General features: G+C 73.0%; 23 protein-coding genes and 1 riboswitch. Of the genes, 13 read left to right on the forward strand and 10 right to left on the reverse strand.

Annotated features, from left to right (window positions below; all coding sequences use genetic code 11):
* Window positions 1-38: 38 nt before the first annotated feature.
* Window positions 39-968 carry a hypothetical protein gene (locus ACIHAD_RS09540; protein ID WP_397353911.1) on the forward strand — a complete coding sequence of 310 codons (930 nt, stop codon included), beginning with the start codon at window positions 39-41 and terminating at the stop codon, window positions 966-968.
* Here the strand turns inward: ACIHAD_RS09540 and ACIHAD_RS09545 are convergent.
* A complete protein-coding gene (locus ACIHAD_RS09545) occupies window positions 963-1,283 on the reverse strand; it encodes a GroES family chaperonin (protein ID WP_397353912.1) in 321 nt (106 codons plus the stop codon). The genes ACIHAD_RS09540 and ACIHAD_RS09545 overlap by 6 nt on opposite strands.
* A gap of 74 nt (window positions 1,284-1,357) precedes the next feature.
* Window positions 1,358-2,323 carry an endonuclease/exonuclease/phosphatase family protein gene (locus ACIHAD_RS09550; RefSeq protein ID WP_397353913.1) on the reverse strand — a complete coding sequence of 322 codons (966 nt, stop codon included), beginning with the start codon at window positions 2,321-2,323 and terminating at the stop codon, window positions 1,358-1,360.
* A 20-nt stretch (window positions 2,324-2,343) separates the two neighbouring features.
* On the opposite strand from ACIHAD_RS09550, the gene ACIHAD_RS09555 reads away from it, so the two are divergent.
* Window positions 2,344-3,597 carry an ArgE/DapE family deacylase gene (locus ACIHAD_RS09555; protein WP_397353914.1) on the forward strand — a complete coding sequence of 418 codons (1,254 nt, stop codon included), beginning with the start codon at window positions 2,344-2,346 and terminating at the stop codon, window positions 3,595-3,597.
* Window positions 3,598-3,606: 9 nt separating this feature from the next.
* Here ACIHAD_RS09555 and ACIHAD_RS09560 read toward each other — a convergent pair whose 3' ends face one another.
* Window positions 3,607-3,753, reverse strand: a complete 147-nt coding sequence (locus tag ACIHAD_RS09560) for a hypothetical protein (protein ID WP_397353915.1) — start codon at window positions 3,751-3,753, stop codon at window positions 3,607-3,609.
* Between the two features lie 50 nt (window positions 3,754-3,803).
* On the opposite strand from ACIHAD_RS09560, the gene ACIHAD_RS09565 reads away from it, so the two are divergent.
* Window positions 3,804-4,484 carry a TetR/AcrR family transcriptional regulator gene (locus ACIHAD_RS09565; protein ID WP_397353916.1) on the forward strand — a complete coding sequence of 227 codons (681 nt, stop codon included), beginning with the start codon at window positions 3,804-3,806 and terminating at the stop codon, window positions 4,482-4,484.
* On the opposite strand, the gene ACIHAD_RS09570 is transcribed toward ACIHAD_RS09565, so the two are convergent.
* Genes ACIHAD_RS09570 through ACIHAD_RS09580 form a run of 3 tightly spaced genes read right to left on the reverse strand, consistent with a single transcriptional unit; the run spans window position 4,481 to window position 7,367 of the window.
* The gene (locus ACIHAD_RS09570; RefSeq protein WP_397353917.1) at window positions 4,481-5,290 is read right to left on the reverse strand and encodes an ABC transporter ATP-binding protein; all 810 of its coding nucleotides are present in this window, start codon (window positions 5,288-5,290) and stop codon (window positions 4,481-4,483) included. The two genes, ACIHAD_RS09565 and ACIHAD_RS09570, sit on opposite strands and share 4 nt — an antisense overlap.
* A complete protein-coding gene (locus ACIHAD_RS09575) occupies window positions 5,290-6,297 on the reverse strand; it encodes a FecCD family ABC transporter permease (protein WP_397353918.1) in 1,008 nt (335 codons plus the stop codon). The genes ACIHAD_RS09570 and ACIHAD_RS09575 overlap by 1 nt, the downstream gene beginning before the upstream one ends.
* Window positions 6,294-7,367, reverse strand: a complete 1,074-nt coding sequence (locus tag ACIHAD_RS09580; protein WP_397353919.1) for a FecCD family ABC transporter permease — start codon at window positions 7,365-7,367, stop codon at window positions 6,294-6,296. The genes ACIHAD_RS09575 and ACIHAD_RS09580 overlap by 4 nt, the downstream gene beginning before the upstream one ends.
* Window positions 7,368-7,451: 84 nt before the next feature.
* Here ACIHAD_RS09580 and ACIHAD_RS09585 point away from each other — a divergent pair, with 84 nt between their 5' ends.
* Complete coding sequence (locus ACIHAD_RS09585; RefSeq protein ID WP_397353920.1) at window positions 7,452-8,468, forward strand: ABC transporter substrate-binding protein; 1,017 nt, start codon at window positions 7,452-7,454, stop codon at window positions 8,466-8,468.
* Here the strand turns inward: ACIHAD_RS09585 and ACIHAD_RS09590 are convergent.
* The gene (locus ACIHAD_RS09590; RefSeq protein ID WP_397353921.1) at window positions 8,462-10,879 is read right to left on the reverse strand and encodes a helicase-associated domain-containing protein; all 2,418 of its coding nucleotides are present in this window, start codon (window positions 10,877-10,879) and stop codon (window positions 8,462-8,464) included. The two genes, ACIHAD_RS09585 and ACIHAD_RS09590, sit on opposite strands and share 7 nt — an antisense overlap.
* 77 nt (window positions 10,880-10,956) lie before the next feature.
* Complete coding sequence (locus ACIHAD_RS09595; RefSeq protein WP_397353922.1) at window positions 10,957-11,451, reverse strand: ATP-binding protein; 495 nt, start codon at window positions 11,449-11,451, stop codon at window positions 10,957-10,959.
* Window positions 11,452-11,683: 232 nt separating this feature from the next.
* On the opposite strand from ACIHAD_RS09595, the gene ACIHAD_RS09600 reads away from it, so the two are divergent.
* Genes ACIHAD_RS09600 through ACIHAD_RS09615 form a run of 4 tightly spaced genes read left to right on the forward strand, consistent with a single transcriptional unit; the run spans window position 11,684 to window position 13,908 of the window.
* Window positions 11,684-12,505 (forward strand): helix-turn-helix transcriptional regulator, encoded by an 822-nt coding sequence (locus ACIHAD_RS09600; protein WP_352323686.1) that lies wholly within the window; start codon window positions 11,684-11,686, stop codon window positions 12,503-12,505.
* On the forward strand, window positions 12,506-12,742 hold the full coding sequence (locus ACIHAD_RS09605) for a DUF397 domain-containing protein (protein WP_397353923.1): 237 nt from the start codon (window positions 12,506-12,508) through the stop codon (window positions 12,740-12,742).
* 58 nt (window positions 12,743-12,800) lie between these two features.
* Complete coding sequence (locus tag ACIHAD_RS09610; RefSeq protein ID WP_397353924.1) at window positions 12,801-13,082, forward strand: hypothetical protein; 282 nt, start codon at window positions 12,801-12,803, stop codon at window positions 13,080-13,082.
* A gap of 43 nt (window positions 13,083-13,125) precedes the next feature.
* Window positions 13,126-13,908: a hypothetical protein gene (locus tag ACIHAD_RS09615; RefSeq protein ID WP_397353925.1), complete on the forward strand. Its 783-nt coding sequence runs from the start codon at window positions 13,126-13,128 to the stop codon at window positions 13,906-13,908.
* Between the two features lie 99 nt (window positions 13,909-14,007).
* Here the strand turns inward: ACIHAD_RS09615 and ACIHAD_RS09620 are convergent, their stop codons facing one another.
* Both ACIHAD_RS09620 and ACIHAD_RS09625 read right to left on the reverse strand, forming a co-directional pair.
* Window positions 14,008-14,592 carry a histidine phosphatase family protein gene (locus tag ACIHAD_RS09620; protein WP_397353926.1) on the reverse strand — a complete coding sequence of 195 codons (585 nt, stop codon included), beginning with the start codon at window positions 14,590-14,592 and terminating at the stop codon, window positions 14,008-14,010.
* Window positions 14,585-15,511: a TIGR03621 family F420-dependent LLM class oxidoreductase gene (locus ACIHAD_RS09625; RefSeq protein WP_397353927.1), complete on the reverse strand. Its 927-nt coding sequence runs from the start codon at window positions 15,509-15,511 to the stop codon at window positions 14,585-14,587. Before ACIHAD_RS09625 ends, ACIHAD_RS09620 begins: the two co-directional genes overlap by 8 nt.
* Before the next feature lie 59 nt (window positions 15,512-15,570).
* Between ACIHAD_RS09625 and ACIHAD_RS09630 the strand changes: the two genes are divergently transcribed.
* The 5 genes from ACIHAD_RS09630 (at window position 15,571) to ACIHAD_RS09650 (ending at window position 20,887) form a co-directional block, all read left to right on the forward strand.
* Window positions 15,571-16,338: a phytanoyl-CoA dioxygenase family protein gene (locus ACIHAD_RS09630; RefSeq protein ID WP_397353928.1), complete on the forward strand. Its 768-nt coding sequence runs from the start codon at window positions 15,571-15,573 to the stop codon at window positions 16,336-16,338.
* On the forward strand, window positions 16,323-17,279 hold the full coding sequence (locus tag ACIHAD_RS09635) for a phosphotriesterase (RefSeq protein WP_397353929.1): 957 nt from the start codon (window positions 16,323-16,325) through the stop codon (window positions 17,277-17,279). Before ACIHAD_RS09630 ends, ACIHAD_RS09635 begins: the two co-directional genes overlap by 16 nt.
* Complete coding sequence (locus tag ACIHAD_RS09640; protein ID WP_397353930.1) at window positions 17,276-18,469, forward strand: cytochrome P450; 1,194 nt, start codon at window positions 17,276-17,278, stop codon at window positions 18,467-18,469. The genes ACIHAD_RS09635 and ACIHAD_RS09640 overlap by 4 nt, the downstream gene beginning before the upstream one ends.
* 346 nt (window positions 18,470-18,815) lie before the next feature.
* Window positions 18,816-19,673 carry a Gfo/Idh/MocA family protein gene (locus ACIHAD_RS09645; RefSeq protein WP_397353931.1) on the forward strand — a complete coding sequence of 286 codons (858 nt, stop codon included), beginning with the start codon at window positions 18,816-18,818 and terminating at the stop codon, window positions 19,671-19,673.
* Between the two features lie 69 nt (window positions 19,674-19,742).
* Window positions 19,743-19,850: riboswitch (cobalamin riboswitch) on the forward strand.
* A gap of 71 nt (window positions 19,851-19,921) precedes the next feature.
* Window positions 19,922-20,887: an ABC transporter substrate-binding protein gene (locus ACIHAD_RS09650; RefSeq protein WP_397353932.1), complete on the forward strand. Its 966-nt coding sequence runs from the start codon at window positions 19,922-19,924 to the stop codon at window positions 20,885-20,887.

Consider the following 20,887-nt stretch of genomic DNA (forward strand, 5'->3'; position numbering starts at 1 on the left):
TCCCGGAATCGCCGCCGTTCCCTGCCTATTCTGCGGGCGTGATCGCTCACCTCGCCGTCGCGTTGTCGCTGATGTTCCTCGCCCCGGCCGCCGCCAAGGCCGACCTGGCATTGCCGGGGACCGGTGGCATGAAATATCAGGAAAAGTCGGGTGATCCCGTACGGCTCAGCGCGTACGGCCTCGGCACCGGCAACACCTACCTCCGCTCGGCCACCGGCGACGCCTTCACCCGCCAGAAGGGCCTGTCGGAGGTGTCGGTCTCGCCCGACGGCCGCCTGACGGCCGGGGTGCCGTCCTCCTACCGGGCGGGCCACGACTCCGTGATCGTCACCGACCGGGCCACCGGCAAGACCGCCAGGATCCGTACCGTCAAGAAGCCCATGACGGCCTCCTACGCCTCCTGGTCCAGGGACGGCAGGAAGGTCGCGCTCACCGTCGAGCAGAAGGTGGGCGGGACGTGGCAGGTGCTCGGCTTCACGGTCGTGGACGTGCGCGCGGGCACCGCGAGCACGGTCCGCGTCGCCGGGCTCGCCCGGCGGGCCGGCTTCTGGTGGAGCCCCGACGGCAACCTCGTCAGCATGTACGGCACCGGCCTGCGCGTCTACCGTCCCACCGACGGCACGGTGCTGCGCACGTACGCGGACGTGGGCCTGCCGACCGGCCCCGAGGACTCCTACGCGCCCTCGGGCAAGCGCCTGACGACGTGGTGCCCGTCGCGCTTCAAGGAGCAGGTCTGCCTGGTCGACCTGGCCACCGGCACGATCGCCCAGCGCGTGGCCGTCAAGCCGGAGGCCCTGTTCGGATGGTGGGACGACACCCACCTGATCGCCGTCACGACGGCGGGGACCGGCCGCCGCCTGTCGGTGCTCGACCTGACCGGCCGCACGACGCGCGTGCTCGCGGACGTGCCCGCCGCCACCTGGGCCGCCGAGCTGTGGGTCAGCTTCGCCAGGACCCGCGTGTCATAGGTAGAGGCCCGTGCCGTGGTCGGTCTCCTGGGTGGCCACCGCGTGCAGGTCGCGCTCGCGCATGACGAGGTAGACCCGCGCGTGCACCTCGACCTCGAACTGCTCCTCCGGGTTGAACAGCACCTTGTCACCCACCTTGACCGCGCGCACGTTCGTGCCGACGCCGCAGACCTCGCCCCACGACAGCCGGTTGGCCATCTTGACGGTCGCGGGGATGACGATGCCGGAGCCGCTGCGCCGCTCCTCGGCCTCCTGCTCCAGCCGGATCATCACTCGGTCGTGCAGCATCTGAATCTCGAACTTGGGCGCTTCCACGGGTCACAGTTTACGAGCCGCCGCACGCCCGCCATCCCGCGATCGTCCCAGGTCCCGCCTTGCCCGCTGCCGGGTCAGGGCAGCAGGAGCTCGGCGTACACCGGGCGGTGGTCGCTGCCGACCGGCGCGAGCACCCGGAAGTCCGTCACCGCCATGCGGCCGTCGGCCAGCACGTGGTCGATCGTCACGCCGGGCAGCGGACCCCATCCGCCCCACGTCGGCGACAGGCCGCGGCCCATGGCGTCGGCCGCGTCCCGGTAGCCCGCGGCCAGCAGTTCGCGGACCGGGAGGTGGTCGAGGGTGGCGTTGAAGTCGCCGGCCAGCACGCGCAGCCGTCCGCCGCCGCGCGGCAGCCGTTCCAGCCCCGCCAGCCAGCACCGCAGCCGCCCCACCCGCTTGGGCGCGCACGGATGCACCGAGACGATCTCCACCTGGGCCCCGCCCGGGTGTGTCAGCACGGCCGTGGCCTGCCCGAACCCGCCCTGCTCGATCAGGTCGCCGGCCGCGAGGGGATGGCGGGCGTACACGGCCGAGCCGCCCGCGCCCTCGGCTGGCCGGGTCACCGCGTACGGCAGCAGCTCGCGCAGCCCCGCCGCCTCCAGCCGCCGCTTCGCGAGGGGCGTGAACTCCTGCAACGTCAGGACGTCCGGCCGCAGCGACCTGACCAGCCCGGCCAGCTCCACCGCGTCGGCCCTGCCCACCAGCAGGTTGGCGGCCAGCACGCGCAGCCTCGCGCCGCCCGCGACGGGCTCGGGGGCGCGGTCGGGGAGGGCACGCGGCAGCACCGCGGCGCCGAGCGCCAGCACCGTGACCAGCGCGACCGCCCCCGCCGCCCACCGCCGCAGCAGCCCGGCGAGTGCCAGGCTCAGGGCCGCGCCCACCGCCGCGTGCGGCGTGAACGCGACCACCGGCACCCACGGCCAGTCCGGCTCGAACCCGCTCACCCGCACCGCCGCCCACACGGCGAACGGCGTCACCGCGATCCAGCTCACCCAGGTACGCACGCCCCTGTCTCGCCACATGTCCTGAAAGGAGTTCACGGCGTGAGAAAGTGTGCTCCATGCGCGACGTGGAAGCCAGAGTCCTCAACGCCATCGACGAGACGGAGACGGTCGGCCTGCTGGCCGAGACCGTACGGGTCCCCAGCGTGACGGGCACCGACGCCGAGTCCGACCTCCAGCACCGCTTCGCCCGCCTGCTCACCGAGGCCGGCCTGGACGTGGACGTCTGGAAGCTCGACCTCGCCGGTCTCACCGCCCGCGCGGGCTTCCCCGGCACCGAGGCCCCCAGGCGGGAGGGCTACGGCGTCGCCGCCGTGACCGAGGGGGAGGGCGTGCCCGCGCTCGCCCTCCAGGGCCACGTGGACGTCGTCCCCACGGGCGACCTGGCCAAGTGGGAGGGCAGCGACCCGTTCGCCGCCCGCATCACCGGCGACGTGCTGCACGGCAGGGGCGCCTGCGACATGAAGGCCGGCCTGGTGGCCAACCTGGCCGTCGTACGGGCGCTGAAGCGGGCGGGCGTGCGCCTGGCCAGGCCGCTCGCCGTGCACTGCGTGATCAGCGAGGAGGACGGCGGCCTCGGCGCGTTCGCCACCCTGGCCAGGGGCCACACGGCCGAGGCCGCGGTGATCACCGAGCCCACCAGCGGCGCGGTCATCACCGCCAACGCCGGCGCGCTGACCTTCCGCCTGGAGGTCGCCGGCCGGGCCGCGCACGGCGCGACCAGGTACGAGGGCGTCAACGCGATCGAGGTCTTCTGGCCGGTGTTCGAGGCGATCAGGCGCCTGGAGGCCGAGCGCAATCGGGACGTGCCGGAGATCTTCGGCGGCAACCCGATGCCGTACCCGATCGAGGTCGGCACCGTGCGGGCGGGCGACTGGGCCAGTACCGTGCCCGACCTGCTGGTCGCCGAGGGACGCCTCGGCGTGCGGCTGGACGAGGACCCGGCCGCGGCGCGGGCGGCCTTCGAGGAGGCCGTCGCCTCGGCCGTCCACCCGTGGCTGCGGGACAACCCGCCCGCGGTGACCTGGCCGGGCGGCCAGTTCGCCAGCGGCCGGCTGCCCGCCGGGCACGAGCTGCTCGGCGAGGTGAACCGGGCGGTCTGCGACGTCGCGGGCCGCCGTCCGGCCGAGGCCGCCGCGCCGTACGGGAGCGACCTGCGCCTGTACGCGGCCGGTGGCGTCCCGACCCTGCACTACGGCCCCGGGGACGTCCGGTTCGCGCACGCGCCCAGGGAGCAGGTCGAGCTGGCCGAGCTGCGCGAGGTCACCCGCACGCTGGCGCTGCTCGCGGTCCGCCGCTGCGGCGTCCTCTGAGCGCCCCCGTCACAGGGACGACTCGACCGGCAGACCGGCCCCGGCCCGGGTCCTCCAGGGCGACGGCCCCCGGCAGGTGCCGCTGGGCGTAGGAGGAGCCGCGAGCACGGTCGCGCTGCCCAGACGGGCGTTCAGCTCCTCGCGGGTGATGGTCATTGTCGATGGTCATTGTGGCCTCCCAGCGAAATGGACTAAAGTCCGGATGTGTGGATGGCCGGAAAGTCAACGGACCGCAGTCCGGTTCGTCGAGCGAGCCGCTGGAGCTGCTGACCGGCAAACCGGTCAGGGAACGCGCGGACGCGGCGCACAACAGGGAGAAGGTGCTGGCCGCCGCCGCGCGGCTGTTCGCCGAGAAGGGCGTGGAGGCCGTGTCGATGGACGCGGTCGCCGCCGAGGCGGGCGTCGGCAAGGGCACGCTGTTCCGCAGGTTCGGCGACAAGTCGGGGCTGGCGGTGGCGCTGCTGGACGCCGGCGAGCGCGACCTGCAGCAGCGCGTGTTGTCCGGGCCGCCGCCCGTCGGCCCCGGGGCCCCCGCCGCCGAACGCCTGACCGCCTTCACGGCCGCCTACCTCGACTACCTCTACGCCCACCTCGACCTGGTGCGCATGTCCGAGACGGCCAGCCCCGGCGCCCGCTACCGCATCGGCGCCTACCGCTTCTGGCACCGTCACGTGGCGATCCTGCTGGCCGAGGCCCGCCCCGGCGCCGACGCCGACGTGCTGGCCCACACCGTGCTGGCCGCCATGGGCGCGGAGGCGGCCGGGGTGCTGCGCGAGGAGTACGGCCGCGAGCGCGCCGTCGCGGGCGTCACCGCCCTGGCCGCCGCCCTCGCGCGGCCGGTCCGGCCCGATGCGGGGGCGATCCGGCCCGACGAAGGGGCGCTCTAGCCCGACGCGGGGGTGGTCGCGCGCCGCCGCGCTTCGGGCACGATCATCGGCGTGCCCGACTGCGGGTCCTGGATGATCTCGCAGCGCAGGTCGAACACCCGGCGGACCAGCTCGGGCGTGACGATCTCGGCCGGCACGCCCTCCGCCACGACCTCGCCGGCCCGCATGACGATCAGGTGGGTGGCGTACCGGCAGGCCTGGTTGAGGTCGTGCAGCACGGCCACCATGGTCCGGCCGGCCTCGTGCAGGTCGGCGCAGAGGTCGAGCACCTCGATCTGGTGGGAGATGTCCAGGAACGTGGTGGGCTCGTCCAGCAGCAGGATCGGCGTCTCCTGGGCCAGCGCCATGGCCAGCCACACCCGCTGCCGCTGCCCGCCGGACAGCTCGTCCACGATCCGGTCGGCCAGCTCGGCGACGTCGGTCGCGCGCATGGCCTCGGCCACGGCCGCCTCGTCGGCCGGCGACCACTGGCGCATGAGCCGCTGGTGCGGGTACCGTCCGCGGGCCACCAGGTCGGCCACACTGATCCCGTCGGGCACGATCGAGCTCTGCGGCAGCAGGCCGAGCCGCCGCGCCACCTCCTTCGACGGCAGCGAGGTGATCACGCTCCCGTCGAGGTGCACGGCCCCCTTCCTGGGCCTGAGCATCCTGGCCAGCGCGCGCAGCAGGGTGGACTTGCCGCACGCGTTGGGGCCGATGATCACGGTGAAGGACTCGTCCGGGATCGCCACGCTGAGGCCGGTGGCCACGACGCGCTGGTCGTAGGCCAGGGTGAGGTGGGTGCCCGAGAGGCGGGGGTCATCCATCAGTGGCGGTCCTTTCGCAGGAGCAGGGCGAGGTACGTGCCGCCGACCGCGGCGGTGACCACCCCGACGGGAAGCTGGGCCGGGGCGAGCAGCCGCTGGGCGACCAGGTCGGAGGCGGTCAGCAGCACGGCCCCCATGAGCGCCGACGCGCCCAGGGTGACGCCGGGGGAGCGGGTCAGGCGGCGGGCGATCTGCGGCGCGGCCAGCGCGACGAAGACGACGGGCCCGGCGGCCGCGGTGGCCACGCCGGTCAGCAGCACCCCGGCGGTGATGGCCACGGCCCGTACGGCCTCGACCTTGACGCCCATGGCCTTCGCCGCGTCGTCGCCCATCTCGATCATCCGCATCGGCCGCGCCACCAGAGCGCACACCGGCAGCAGGACGGCCAGCGCCACCGCGACCGGGATCGCGTGGTCCCAGCCGCGTCCGCCGAGGCTGCCGGTGAGCCACGCGCCCGCGGTGGCCGCGTCGTTGATGTTGGCCCTGGTCAGCAGGTAGTTGTTGACCGCCAGCAGCAGCGTGTTGGCGCCGATGCCGACCAGCACCAGCCGGTAGCCCTGCACGCCGCGCCGGAAGGCCAGCGCGTAGACCAGGACGGCGGTGACCACGCACCCGGCCAGCGCGCCGCCCGCGATCGTCATGGCCGAGCCGCCCGCGACGACGGCGAGTATGCCACCGGTCGAGGCGCCGGCGGTGAAACCGATGAAGTCGGGGCTGCCCAGCGGGTTCTTGGTCAGGCTCTGGAAGATCGCGCCGCCCGCCCCGAACGCCGCCCCGACCAGCAGCCCGGTGACCACACGCGGGGCCCGCAACCTGCTCACGATCAGCTCTGCCACCGGCGTTCCCTGGCCGAACACGGCCTCCAGGACGTCGGGCACGGAGACGGTGAACTCGCCGGTCGCGATCGCCGCCACGGCCACCCCGCAGCCGACCGCCACGAGGGCGGCGCAGACGAGCAGGGACCGGGGCGCGAGCCGTACGGACCAGGGGCCGAGACGTACGGTCACAGCGCCGCCACCCGCCTGCGCCTGGCCAGCAGGATGAAGATCGGCGCGCCGATCACCGCCCACACGATGCCCACCTGCACCTCTCCCGGACGCGCGATCAGCCGCCCGACGACGTCGGCTCCCAGCAGCAGCACCGGCGCGGCCAGCGCCGAGTACGGCAGCCCCCACCGCTGGTCGCCGCCCACCAGCGCGCGCACGGCGTGCGGCACGACCAGCCCGACGAACCACAGCGGCCCGGCGGCGGCGGTCGCGGCCCCGCACAGCAGCGTGACGGCCACGCCGGTGAGGACCCGCGTCCTGCCGACGGCGACGCCCAGCGAGCGCCCGGCGTCGTCGCCCAGCGAGAGCATGTTGAGCGGCCTGGCCAGCGTCAGCCCGAGCGCCAGCCCGGCCACCATGAACGGCGCCAGCCGCACCAGCGTGTCCGCGCTCTGCCCGGCCAGCGAGCCGGTCAGCCAGAACCGCATCCGGTCGAAGGTCTGCGCGTCCATGCGCAGGATCGCCGAGGCCACCGCCGTGAACACCATGCCGAGCGCGACGCCGGCCAGCGCCAGGCGGACCGGGCCGGAACCGGAGCGGCCGGCCGAGGCCAGCGCGTAGACGAGCACGGAGGCCACCGCGGCGCCGCCGAAGGCGAACCAGACGTACACGGCGGGGTCGGACAGGCCGAACAGGCCGAGCGCGAGCGTGACGCCGAGCGCGGCGCCCTCGTTGATGCCGAGCAGCCCGGGGTCGGCCAGCGGGTTGCGGGTCAGGCTCTGGATGAGCGCCCCCGCCAGGCCCAGCGTCGCGCCGACGCCGATGCCGAGCAGCGTGCGCGGGACGCGCAGCTCGCGGATGACGACGTGGTCGCTGGAGCCGTCCGGGGCGAACAGCGCGTCGATCACCGTCGAGAACGGCACCGACCGCGCCCCGAGCGCCACGCTCGCCACCGCCACCAGCGCCAGCACCCCCGCGGTCACGACCAGGCCGGTCACCAGCACGGTCGCGGGCCGGCGGGGTCGCGGGCCCTCCACGGTCGCGGCCGGTCGCCCGGTGGCGGGCTCCGCCGTGTCGTCAGCCGGGCGCACCCGACCCCCTCTCGTCACGGTCAAATTTAGGCAAGGCTAATCTAATGTCTCTTTACAAAGGCAAGCCTAACCTTAGGAGATGGAATGTCGGGACCGGTATTCGCGCGCAGGGGCTTCCTGGCCGCCACGGCAGGGCTCGCGGCGGCCCTGACACTGTCGGCCTGCGGCGGCGGCACCGAGGCGGCGGGCGGCGGCGCGTCCGCCGCGCCCGCCTCCTCCGCCGCCGCGCAGGGCTGGACGTTCACCGACGACCGCGACAAGAAGCTGGACCTGCCCGAGCGCCCCTCCCGGGTCGTGGCCCAGGTGGGCGCGGCCGCCGCGCTGTGGGACTTCGGCGTGCGCCCGGTCGCCGTCTTCGGCCCGCACAAGCTGGCCGACGGATCGAGGGACCCGCAGGTCGGCGACGTCGACATCACCAAGGTCGAGGGCCTGGGCAACGTCTGGGACGAGTTCAATGTCGAGAAGTACATCTCCCTCCGGCCCGACCTGCTGGTCAGCGGCATGTACGTCAAGGGCACCCTCTGGTACGTGCCGGAGAAGTCGAAGGAGACCATCGAGCAGGTCGCCCCCACCGCCGGCGTCCTGCTCACCGGCCGCAGCGCCACCCAGGTGATCGGCAGGTACGAGGAACTGGCCAGATCCCTGGGCGCCGACCTCAAGGGCGTGCCCGAGGCCAAGGCCCGCATGGAGGCCGCGACCAGGGAACTGGCCGCCTTCAAGGACCTCAAGATCCTCATGATGTCCGGCGGCGCCGACGCCATGTGGGTCGTCAACCCGCCCGAGTACCCCGACATCGTGCATCTCATCGAGAACGGCCTGAACGTCGTCAAGCCCTCGAAGGTCGACGACGGCGGCTTCTTCCAGACCCTGAGCTGGGAGAACGCCGACACCTACGACGCCGACGTGATCCTCTACGACACCCGCACCCAGTCGCTCAAGCCCGAGGAGATGCTGAAGAAGCCCACCTTCGCCAAGCTCCCGGCGGTCAAGGCCGGCCAGTACTACCCGTGGCGCGCCGAGGCCCCCTTCAGCTACCAGGGTTACGCGACGTTCCTGGAGGAGCTGGTGTCGAACCTGAAGAAGGCCGAGAAGCTTCAGTAGGCTCCGCGCACCTCGACGATCTCGGCGAGGGGGAACTCCAGGTAGTCGCCCGCCTCCTCGCACCAGGCGTCGAGCGTCCCGGAGCGCAGCTCGCCGTGGCTGATCGTGGCCGTCAGGCCGTCGGCCAGCGTGATGCCCGCCCGCACCCCCCGGTCGACGACGAAGCCGAGCAGCGACTGCTGGGCGGTCGGCAGCCTGGTCGCCATCCGGCCGATGACCGCCCAGGTGCGGCCGTGCTTGTCGGAGTCGTCCCGGCCGGCCGCGACCAGGCGGCGGGCGTGCTCGTGCGGGTCGGGGGCGGGTTCGGCGAGCACGTACGGCGCGTGCGCGTCGGAGCCGGCGGTGAACTCCGACAGCTCGGCCACCTGCCCGCCGGGCAGCAGGATCAGCTTGCCGTTGTGCGGCTCCTCGGCCCTGGCCCGGTGAATGGTGATCGCGCCGGTGTCGGAGACGGGGACGGGGGAGTAGCCGTTCTCGCGCAGGGCGGCCAGCGTGCGGTCGGCCGGGGCCGCGCTGATCAGCACCGTGGGGGCCAGCAGCCGCAGGCCCAGCCGGGCCAGCCGCCGGTGCCCGGCGATCTCGGCGAGCAGCCCGGTGTCGCCGGCCTGCACGACGCAGCCGACCGTGGAGACCGTCACCTCGCCGTGCCGGCGCGCGGTGTCGCGCACCAGGTACTCAAGGGGCTGCGGGATCGTGCCGACCGTGGCCAGCTCGTCGAGCAGCTCGTCGGCGTCGTAGCCGTGGTCGAGCGCGCCGCGCACGCTCTCGGTGGTGAAGCGCCACACCGAGGCCGCGCCGCGCGACTCGCGCTCGGCCACCCGGTCGAGCAGCGCCGCCAGCTCGGCCGACGGCGGCCCGGTCACCACCGCGGTGAGGTCGGGGCCGAACAGCGCGCTCCTGCGCACGCTGGCCAGCGCCCTGGTGGACGCCTCGGCCAGCACGGGATCGTGCTCGACCTGCGGGACGGCGTCGTCGTTCTCGTCGCCGGGGTCCGCGGTCAGCCCGGCCAGGGCGCGGCCGAGGTCGGTGAGCGCGCCGTTGGCCAGCAGGCCGAGCAGCGTGGCCTCGTCCAGGACGGCCGGCGCGCACTCGGCCAGCAGCGCCTGGTCGAGCAGCGGGGCGTGCCAGTGGACGTTGCGCACGAGGCTGTCGCGGTCGGCGAAGGCGGTGCCGGCGGGCAGGTGGGCCAGCGCCGCCAGCACGGCCCTGCGCACCCTGGCCACCGCGCTGCCCGAGGGGTCGTCGCCGAGCACGGTGGCGTACTTGCCGTCGACCTTGCGCAGGGACGAACGTTCCATCCGCCACCACGCCGACAGCAGCACGCGCAGCCGGGCCGAGCCCTCGTCGAGGCGCCAGCGGTCGAACCGCTCGGTGGGGATCATGCCGCCCGACTGCTCGTCCCAGGCCAGCAGCCGGGCCACCGCGCAGACCTCCAGCAGCAGGCGGGTCTCGTCCTCGTCGCAGCCGGTCTCCTTGGCGACCCTGCGGACCTCGCGTACGCCCACGCCGCCCGTCTTGAGCAGCGGCAGCGGGGTCTTGGAGGTGTTGTCGAGCAGGGCCGCGCACCGCTCCACCACGTGCGGCGCGGCCAGCGTCATCAGGTGGTCGACCTCCTCGGGGTCGACCGGGATCGAGGCCACCTCCGGCGCCTCGGGCTGGAACGGCGGGTGGTAGCCGGGGCCGCGCAGGCACAGCGCCACCTCGCGGGGGATCTCGGCGACGTGCCAGCTCGGGCGGAACAGCAGGCCGTGGTCGGCGCACCACTTCTCCGGCGTGCCGGGGGTGACGAACCGGCCGCCGTCGACGTCGCGGGCGGGGCCGTCCCAGGCGAGGCGGCCGAGCAGCGCGAGCGTGCCGTCGGGGGCGGTGGCCGTCAGCGGGTCGAGGCGGCCGGGGTCGGACAGCAGCTCGATGACGCGGGCGATCGTGCGCCGCTTGTTGCCGTGGGCCGGCAGGCCGAGCACGCGGGCCAGGGCGCGCAGGGCGTCGTTGCTGATCGTCCAGGAGTTGAGGTAGTGCTCCAGCGGCTCGCCCAGGCCGAGCGGCGCCGCCCACCAGCGTGCGACGCCCTCGGCCAGATGGATCACGCCCTCGGCGTCGGGCCAGGCCAGCGCGTGGTCGTACAGATGGTCGAGCCAGGGGGCCACCGTCTCACCCGGGACGCCGAGGAAGGCGGCCAGCCCCCCGGGCGTCGGCCGGCTCATGGTCAGGCCCGCCTCGGCCAGTTGGAGGGCGGGCAGCGGCAGCCCCCGCATGGCCTCCATGACGGCGAAGCCGTTGCCCAGGCGCTGGGCCAGCGTGTCGAGCCGGCGGGGCCAGGGCGGCGCGATGGCGTCGGGCCTGTTGGCCAGGATGCGGGCAAGCCGGTTTTCGTCTAGTGTGCGCAGCCAGCCGAGCAGGTGATCTTCCATCTGTCAGCACTCTCATGGGGTCGCGTGGGACTCACCGTGAGCCATGACCATCCACGGTAGTGCAGAGCACCCCTCCGTCAGGAGAGGACTGCCCAGACGATCTTGCCGTGGGGCGCGAGTGCCGACCACCCCCAGCGGAGGCTGAGTGATTCGACGATGTGGAGACCCAGGCCGCCGGTGTCAAGGGGGCCAGGGTATCGCAGCACCGGCACCGAGGTGCCTGGATCGGTGAACGCGCTGGTGACGAGCGAGCCGCGGCGCACCAGGGACATGTGGACCGGACGCTGGCAGCGGGGCTCGTCGAGGCGCAGGCCGTGGCGCAGGGCGTTGGTCGCCAGCTCGGAGACCACCAGCTCCATGTTCTCGACCAGCTCGCCGAGCCCCCAGCCGGACAGGGTCCCCGCGGTGAAGCTGCGCGCGGAATGGACCGAGGAGGCGGTGGGAGGGAGCACGTACGTGGCGCTCGCGGACGGGCCGGTCACCAGGAGGTCGCGAGCCGCCTCCGGCCACCAGCCGACGGGCGGCCACCAGTCGAACGTGGTCCACTGGCCGGGCGCCGTGGTGGATTGCACGTGATCATTCTGCGCCAATCTCTCGTGCAGGTGCAAGAGCGAATGCACGTGCAGACAATGCGTGCAGGCGCTACGGTTCTCCTCAAGTGGTCAATATGGGGGAAAGGGGATCTTGTCCGCGGCCCATGATCTTTCGGCCGCCAAGTGACAGACTGTGTCTTCAAGGAAACGACACAAGGAGCAGCACGTGTCCATTGATCCGCCCGGCTCCGGCTCGACCGTTCGGCGCATCATGCTGGGTGCGAGCCTCAGGCGCCTGCGCGAGGCCTCTGGGCTCGACCGCGGCCAGGCCGGGTTCCATATCCGGGCGTCCGAGTCCAAGATCAGCCGTATGGAGCTCGGGCGTGTCGGGTTCAAGACACGTGACGTGGAAGACCTGCTCACCCTGTACGGCGTCGTCGACGATGCCGAACGCCGTGCCCTGCTGGAGATGGTCCGCGAGGCCAACACCCCCGGGTGGTGGCACAAGTACTCCGCCGAGCTGCCCTCGTGGTTCACGACGTACGTGGGCCTGGAGGAGGCCGCGAGCGTGATCCGTACCTATGAGGTGCAGTTCGTGCCCGGCCTGCTGCAGACGGCCTCGTACGCGCGATCGGTCTTCCAGCTCGGCAACCCCGATGCGAGCCCGGACAAGATCGAGCGCCGCGTGCACATGCGCATGCAGCGCCAGGAGCGTTTCACCCAGAAGGACGGCCCCAAGCTGTGGGCCGTCATCGACGAGGCGGCGCTCAAGCGGACCATCGGCGGGCGGGAGGTCATGTCCGAGCAGCTCCAGCATCTGCTGGAAGTCGCCGCCCTTCCCAACATCACCCTCCAGGTGATGCCCTTCAGGTTCGGCAAGCACGCCGCCGAGGGGGGCGCGTTCAGCATCTTGCGGTTTCCCGAATCCGACCTGTCGGACGTTGTCTACGTCGAGCAGCTCTGGGGTGCCCTGTACCTGGACAAACGTGAGGACATCGACCCGTACCTCACCGCCATGGAGCAACTGTGCGTGGAAAGCACCACGCCAGGGGGCACCGTCGAGCTCATCGGCGGTCTTCTCAGAAAGATGTAGATGAACCACACCTACAACGGCATGCCCGCGGCCGACCTCGCCCAGGTCGCCTGGCGCAAGAGCCGCTACAGCAACTCGCAGGGCAACTGCGTGGAGCTCGCTGAGCTTCCCGACGGAGGGATCGCGGTCCGCAACTCGCGCTTCCCCGACGGTCCTGCTCTCATCTATACCCGCGACGAGATCCGGGCCCTGGTGCTCGGCGCGAAGGACGGCGAGTTCGACGGCCTTCTCGTGTAACAGCCTGTTCACCTCCGGCGCGCTCCCTTAACGGGGGCGCGCCGGTGGCGTAACCGGCGTGGACTTTCCGCCGGTCAGGATGTCGGACATGCTCGACCGGATGAATCTCTACCCGATCGCCGACGACGTGCTGTTCGCGCCGGGCGGCAAGGTCGTGGTCCGCACGTACGGCGTGGCGCCCGCGGGCGCCTCCATCTCCTACCGCACCTGGGTGACCGGGCTGCGCGACCAGCCGCGCTACTGGCACTGGGGCCACTTCGAGGACGCCGCCTCCGGGCACCGCCGGGTGCTGGAGTGGCTGACCGGCAGGGGGCCGCAGCCTTCCCAGGCGCTGACCTGATCGCTATCCTCGTGCCAAGCAAATGCTTGGTAGAGGAGGCGTGGTGCGGCGCGCGATCCACCTGCTCGAAGAGGTCGACTTCCGGCCGATGAACTCCCGGCGCCCGCTGGAGTACCTGACCTGGCTGACCCGCTACAAACGCGAGGACGAGAGCCGCGCCGAGCCCGCCCTGACCTCCGGCATGTCCATCAGGTCGCGCGAGATCGACCTCGTCGGCGCCTTCTACGCCGTGGGCATCACCGGGCACCCCCAGTTCAAGGCCGTCACGCTGTGGGACTGCCACGGCGGGTGGGACGGCGGCTGGCGCCAGATGATGGACATCTACCAGGGCGTGGACGAGCGCCTGTTCCTGTCCGACATCGACGACCTGCGCTTCTCCGCCTTCTCCCGGCCGCTCGGCGCCGCGCCCGGTTGCCCGCCGCTCGGCGAGGCCCCCGCCGCCGAGTTCTACCTCTTCGAGAGCGCCCGCGTACGACCCGGCGCCGCGCTGGACTACCTGGAGGCCGTCCGCACCGAGCGCGCCCCGCTGCTGGCCGAGCACGGTCACACCCTGACCGGCCTGTACGAGGTGCTGTTCTGCGACACCGAGGCGGTCACCATGTGGGCCGTCTCCCTGGACGACCACCTGGCCACCCAGCGGGCCCGCGACGCCGCCCTGGGGCTCGACGACGAGGTCCGGCCCGATCCCCGGCTGCTCGACTGGGGCAGGCGGGCCCGCGGCTACCTCGAAGGCCCCTGGCGCGAGACCCTGCTCGCGCCGTTTCCCGGCAGCCGCCTGGCGCGGGGGGCGCGGCCGGGTCGGCGTCGGCTGCGGCGGCAGCCATGACGGACCCGTACCTCTACGGCGAGGTCGAGGACGACCACCTCGCCGGCGACCTGATCCACGCCGCCGCCACCCTGGGCTGCGACTGACGGGCGCGGGCCGTCAGGAGACCGGCGAGTTCCAGCTCAGCAGCACCGGCTCGGAGTGCTCGAAGCCGAGCCGGGAGTAGGTGCCGGTGTCGAGCCTCAGCAGGCGGCCGTCCGCCGGGTCGAGGCCGAGCCAGCGGGCGGCCAGCACGCGCAGGAAATGGCCGTGCGCCACCAGCACGACCCGCCCCTCGGCCCGCCGGGCCCGCTCGATCACCCGGTCGGCGCGCGCTGCCACCTCGGCGGCGCTCTCGCCGGGATGCTCGGCGTCGCCGGGGATCACGCCGTCACGCCACAAATACCAGCCGGGCCGGGTCTTCCTGATCTCCGTCGAGGTGATGCCCTCGTAGCCGCCGTAGTCCCACTCCCACAGGTCGGGGTCGACCTCGTAGTCCGTCAAACCGGCCAGCTCCGCCGTACGGCGGGCCCGCTGCGCGGGGGAGACCAGCGCGAGCCCGAACCCGCCCTCCTTCACCAACGGCGCCAGCGCCCTGGCCTGGCCCTCCCCGTCGGGCGTCAACGGCAGATCGGTACGGCCGGTGTGCTTGCCGACCGTGCTCCATTCGGTGGCTCCGTGCCTCAGCAACAACATCTCATCCATGAGGTCCATCATCCGGCAGGCCCGCCAGCTCCTCGACGATGGGGGTGAAGGCGGGCAGGTCGCGCTCGTGGTGCAGCACGAAGTAGGACACGCCGTGCTCGTCGCGCCAGTGGCGGAGCTTGTCCACGATGTCGCGGCGGGTGCCGAGCAGCACCTGCGGCGTCTCGCCGAGCCCGGAGCTGTCGGCGGCGCTCCACGACTCCTCCGGCTTGCGCTCGCCCACCTGCATCACGCTGGTGCCGACCTCCAGCAGGTGGTGGCGGGGGCTCCGCCGCAGCAGCGCCAGCTTGGCGAGGAACGCCTCCAGGCCCGCGTCGCGCGGGTCGGGGCCGGTGCCGTCCGGCTTGACGCGGGTGCCGAGGTTGACGATGTCGGCGTGCTCGGCGGCCAGGCGCAGCATGCGGGGGCCGCCGCCGCCCAGCAGGATCGGCGGGCGCGGGCGCTGCACCGGTTGAGGCTCCTGCTCCAGCCCGGCCAGGCGGTAGTGCGCGCCCTCGTACGTCAGCGGGCCGTCGGCCCACAGGCCCTTGATCACCTCCAGGGCCTCGCGCAGCCGGTCGAGGCGTACGCCGGGCGGGTCCAGCAGCAGCCCGGCCCGTTCGTACTCGTCGGCCATCCAGCCGGTGCCGAGGCCGAGCTCCAGCCGTCCGCCGGACAGCACGTCCAGGGTGGCGGCCTCCTTGGCCAGCACGGCCGGGTGCCGGAAGTCGTTGGCGAACACCAGCGTGCCGACGCGCAGCCGGGTGGTGGCGCAGGCCGCCGCCGTCAGGGCCGCGACCGGCGCGAACCGGGGGCCGACCAGGTGGTCGGGGACCAGCAGCACGTCGAAGCCGGACGCCTCCAGCCGCCTGGCCTTCTCGGCCCACGCCCGGCCGGACCCGGCTCCGCGCAGCACCGCACCGAACCTGAACCGTCGCACGGCATCCTCCTCGTCCCGGATCTTACCAAGCGCTTGCTTGGAGTGGCACACTGGTGGCCATGGAGATCCCGGTACGCCAGGCGACGGACGACGAGGCGGCGTTCTTCGCCGAGCACGGCTGGGTACGCCTGGGCCGGCTCCTCGACCCCGCCACGGTCGCCGAGCTGCGCGAACGGGCACGCGAACGCCTGCGGGGCCGGAGCCGGTCCAGGCGGACCCCGGTGGACCGGGCCTTCGGGCAGTCGCGCGACGTCGCCGCCGAGGACGAGCTGTTCGGCGCGCTGAGCACCAGCCCGGCCATGGGACGCAACGCCGTACGGCTGCTGGGCGGGGTGCGGGCGGTGCGCGTGCAGGTCACCAACCTGCTGGTCAAGGAGCCCGGCGAGCACGGCGCCACCGAGTTCCATCAGGACTTCCCGTGGATGCCCATGGACCGCTCGGCCATGCTGACCGTCTGGCTGGCGCTGGCCGACGTGCCCGCCGACATGGGGTCGCTGCGCTTCTACAGCCGCTCCCACCGCTGCGGCCTGCTCGGACGGAGCTTCACCCGCGCCGGGGACGACCAGCTCAGCCAGCATCCCTGGATCGAAGAGCTGGAGCTGTCGCCGCCGCTCGACCTCAGGGCCGGGGACGCCACCGTGCACCACGCGCTCACCGTCCACGGCGCGCCCGCCAACCGCCGTGACGCCGCGCGCCTGTCGTTCACCGTCACCTACTTCGACGCCGACGCCCTCTACACCGGGCTGCCGTACCGGCAGACCGACGGGCTCGGCCTGGAGGTCAACCGGCCCTTCGAGCACGAGAGGTTCCCGTGCCTCAGACCGTGAAGGGGCCTGTCGCCGACCTCGGCGCGACGCTGATGCACGAGCACGTGTTCGGGCTCAGCCCGGAGATCCTGTGGAACTGGCCGGACGTCCCCGAGGGCTGGGACCCGGAGCGGCGGGCGCGGGAGGCGGCGGCCAAGCTCGACGCCCTCAAGGCCGAGGGCGTGGACACGATCGTCGACCTGACCGTCGTCGGGCTCGGCCGGTACGTCCCGGCCGTCCAGCGGGTGGCCGAGCTGACCTCGGTGAACATCGTGGCCGCCACGGGGCTCTACACCTACGACGCGCTGCCGCCGTACTTCGGGAACCGGGGGCCGGGGGCGTTGTTCGGCGGCCCGGACCGGCTGGCCGAGTTCTTCGTCCGCGACATCGAGGAGGGGATCGGGCGGACCGGCGTCAAGGCGGCCATGCTCAAGTGCGCCTCCGACCACCTCGGCATGACCAAGGGGTGCGAGCGGGTGTTCCGGGCCGTGGCCGAGGCCCACCTGGCCACCGGCACGCCGATCACCACGCACTCGCACAGCGCCTCCAGGGGCGGGCTGGAACAGCAGCGGCTGCTCGGCTCGCTCGGCGTGGACCTGGAGCGGGTGGTGATCGGGCACGCCGGCGACTCGACGGACGTGGCGTACCTGGAGGAGCTGGTGGCGGGCGGCTCCTACCTGGGCATGGACCGGTTCGGCATCGAGACGATCAGCCCGTTCGAGGACCGCGTGGCGGTGGTGGCGGCGATGTGCCAACGCGGCCACGCCGGAAAAATGGTGCTGGGTCATGATTCGTACTGCTTCAACGACCGGTTCGACCCCGATGTCGTACGGCGGCGCCACCCGAACTACCACCTCCTGCACATCTCCCGCGACGTCGTGCCCGCGCTGCGCGAACGCGGCGTCACCGGCGACCAGCTCCACCAGATGCTCGTCGACAACCCCCGGAGGATCCTGCGATGACCGAGGACTTCGACGTCGCCTCCGACTGGCACGTCGCCGCGCCGTACGACTTCCTGCGCCGCCTGCGCGCCGAACGCCCGGTGTTCCGCAGCGAGCACCTGGGCGCGTACGTGCTGACCCGCCACGCCGACGTGCGCGCCGCGTACGGCGACCCGGCCCGCTTCTCCTCCGAGGGGTCGCTGACGATCTCCCGCAGCCTCACCCCGCAGACCCGCGCCAGGCTGGGCGAGCACGGCTCGTTCCTGTCCAGCTTCGTGGCCAACGTGGACCCGCCCGACCACACCCGCCTGCGCCGCTCGGTCTCCCGGGCCTTCACGCCGCGCGCCGTCGCCGCCATGGAGGAGCGCTTCCGGCGGCTGAACGAGGACGTCCTCGACCGGGTCGCCCCCCGGGGCCGGGCCGACTTCGTCGGCGAGATCGGCCACGAGCCGTCGATCAAGCTGACCGCCCGGTTCATCGGCGTGCCCGAGGCCGACGAGGCGTTCGTGCAGGCGCACGTCAAGGACTGGTTCATGCTGTTCCTGTCGCCGCAGCCGCCCGCCCGCCAGCTTGAGCTGGCCGACAGCTTCCTGGCCTACCTCGACTACGTCGACCGCCTGGTGGCCGCCCGCGCCAAGGAACCCCGGGACGACTTCACGTCCCTGATGACCTCGCTGATCGGCGACGAGCTGACCCACCGGGAGGTCGTCGAGCTGATCTCCACGATCCTGCTCGGCGGCAACGACACCGTCCCGAACCAGCTCGGCAACAGCGTCCTGCGGCTGCTGCGCGAGGACGCCTGGCCGGTGCCCCCGGCGCTGATCCCGGGGGCGGTCGAGGAGTGCATGCGGATCGACGGCGCGTCGCTGGGCTCGTTCCGCCACACCGTCCGGGACGTCGCGTTGCACGGCGTGAGGATCCCGGCGGGCTCGCTCGTCCTGCTGTCCACCGACTCCGCCGGGCACGACGAGACCGTCTTCCCCGACCCCGAACGTTTCCTGATCGACCGTCCCAACGCCGCCGACCACCTGGTCTTCGGGTACGGCATCCACTTCTGCGTCGGGGCGGCGCTCGGCCGCCTCCAGTTGCGCACCGCGCTCGACGTCCTCGGGCGCCGCCTGCCCGGCCTGCGGCTCGCCCCGGACGCGCCCGTCGCCTACCGCAGGTCGCTGGTGGGCCGGGGGCTGAGCGCGCTGGAGGTGGAGTGGTGACCCCGCCCCGCCCGGCCGGACGGCTGGACGGGCGGTTCGGCGGGCGGGTGGCGCTGGTGACGGGCGCGGGGTCGGGCATCGGCGCGGCGTGCGCGACCCGGCCGGCCGACGAGGGCGCCCGGATGGGCGTGCTGGACCTGCGCGCGGCCTCCGCCCGCGCCACCGCCACCGCCGAACGCGCCACCGCCGAGGTGCCCGACCACAGGGGGGCATGCCCGACCCATCACTCCCCTCACCCCGTGGTGGGCGGTGGATCACTTGCTGCCGGGCCCGACCAAGGGGGCCGGTGGGTGGGGGCTGGGGAAAGGGATCTAATGTCGTGAGAAAAGCGGACCAAGGGGGATGGATGGAGCCGGTCGCGGTCGGGCTGATCGGGGCGGGGCCCTGGGCGGAGATGGCGCACGCGCCGATGCTGGCCAGAGGCCCGCACACCCGGCTGGCCGGCGTCTGGGCCCGCCGCCCCGAGCAGGCCGCCAGGCTGGGCGCCCCCGTGTACGAGCGGGTCGAGGAGCTGTTCGACGCCTGCGAGGCCGTGGCGTTCAGCGTGCCGCCCGGCGTGCAGGCCGAGCTGGCCGTCCGCGCCGCCCACGCGGGCAAGGCGCTGCTGCTGGAGAAGCCGCTCGCCGACTCCGTCGAGGGCGCCATGCGCGTGGCCGAGGCCGTGGCGGAGGCGGGCGTGCCCTCGCAGATGATGCTCACCATGCGCTACGCCACCCCGACCCGCACGTTCCTGGCCCGGTGCGCCGAGATCCGGCCGTTCGGCGGGCACGCCGCCAACATCTCCGGCGCGCTGCTAGGCGACAACCCGTTCGCCACCCCGTGGCGGCTGGAGCGCGGCGCCCTGCTGGACGTGGGCCCGCACGTGATCGACCTCCTCGACGCCGCGCTCGGCCGGGTCGTCGGCGTGCGCGCGCACGGCAACCCGCTCGGCTGGACCGGCCTGCTGCTGGAGCACGAGGGCGGTGCGGTCAGCGAGGCGTCCCTGTGCATGGCGGCCGTCGGCGACCTGCCGCCCTCGACCGTCGAGGTGTACGGCAGGACCGGCAACGCCGTCCTGCTGCCCGGCGACGAGGACCCCTTCGAGACCGTGGCGGAGGAGTTCGCCCAGACCGTCCGGAGCGGCGGCGGCCACCCGCTCGACGCGGCGCACGGCCTGCGGCTCCAGGAGATCATCGCGGCCGCGGAGGCGCAGCTCGCCGCCTGATGCGACCCGCTCTGGGCCGTCCTGGTCCGCTGAGCCCGCGCACCCTTGACGTCGAGGACTTCTGCGGCATTGATAACGTTTGTCCGACGCGCAGTGCTGCAGCGAAGTCCGGTGCGAATCCGGCGCTGTCCCGCAACTGTCATAGCCAGGTCGCCTGCCTCTGCGCCGACGTCATCAACCCTCGTGGAAAAGGGTGATCCGTCGCTCATCGCGGGTCTCTCGGTTCCGACAGTGTGAAAGGACTACTCGTGAGGCCCGTACGCACGGCCTTCGCGGGCGCGCTGCTGGGAACGCTCGTCCTGGCCGGATGTGGCCAGACCGGCGCCAATGTCGCCCCCTCCGAATCCCCCTCCGAACCCCCCTCCTCGACCGCGGCGGCGAGCACCGGGGACTTCCCGGTCACCGTCGAGGCCGGCAACGGCAAGGTCACCCTCGCCAAGAAGCCGGAGCGCATCGTCTCGCTCTCGGCCACCCACACCGAGACGCTGTTCGCGGTCGGCGCGGGCCCCCAGGTCGTCGCGGTGGACGACCAGTCGAACTACCCGCCCGAGGCCCCCAAGAGCGATTTGTCCGGCTTCAAGCCGAACGTCGAGGCCATCATCGCCAAGAGGCCCGACCTGGTGATCCTCTCCAACGACCAGGACAAGATCGTCGCCGAGCTGGCCAAGGTGAACGTCCCCGTCCTGCTCGAACCGGCCGCGACCCGGTTGGACGAGGCGTACGAGGAGATCGCCGAGATCGGCGCGGCCACCGGCAACAAGGCCAAGGCCGACGAGGTCGTCTCCGGCATGAAGGCCGCCATGGACAAACTGGCCGCCGACGCCCCCAAGGACAAGAAGCTCACCTACTACCACGAGCTCGACCAGACGCCGTACGCCGCCACGTCCAAGACGTTCATCGGCCAGGTCTACGCCATGTTCGGCCTGACCAACATCGCCGACCAGGCCCCGGACGCGGCGGGCGGCTACCCCAAGCTGTCGGCCGAGTTCGTCGCCCAGGCCGATCCGGCGCTGATCTTCCTGGCCGACGTCAAGTGTTGCCAGCAGAGCAAGGAGACGCTGGCCAAGCGGCCCGGCTGGAAGAACCTCTCGGCCGTCAAGAACGACCAGGTGATCCAGCTCGACGACGACCTCGCCTCCCGCTGGGGCCCGCGCGTCGTGGACCTGGCCGAGGCGATCGGCGCGGCCGTGGCCAAGGCCGGCGGCACGGGCTGA

The sequence above is a fragment of the Nonomuraea sp. NPDC052265 genome (assembly GCF_044547985.1).
GTDB lineage: Bacteria > Actinomycetota > Actinomycetes > Streptosporangiales > Streptosporangiaceae > Nonomuraea.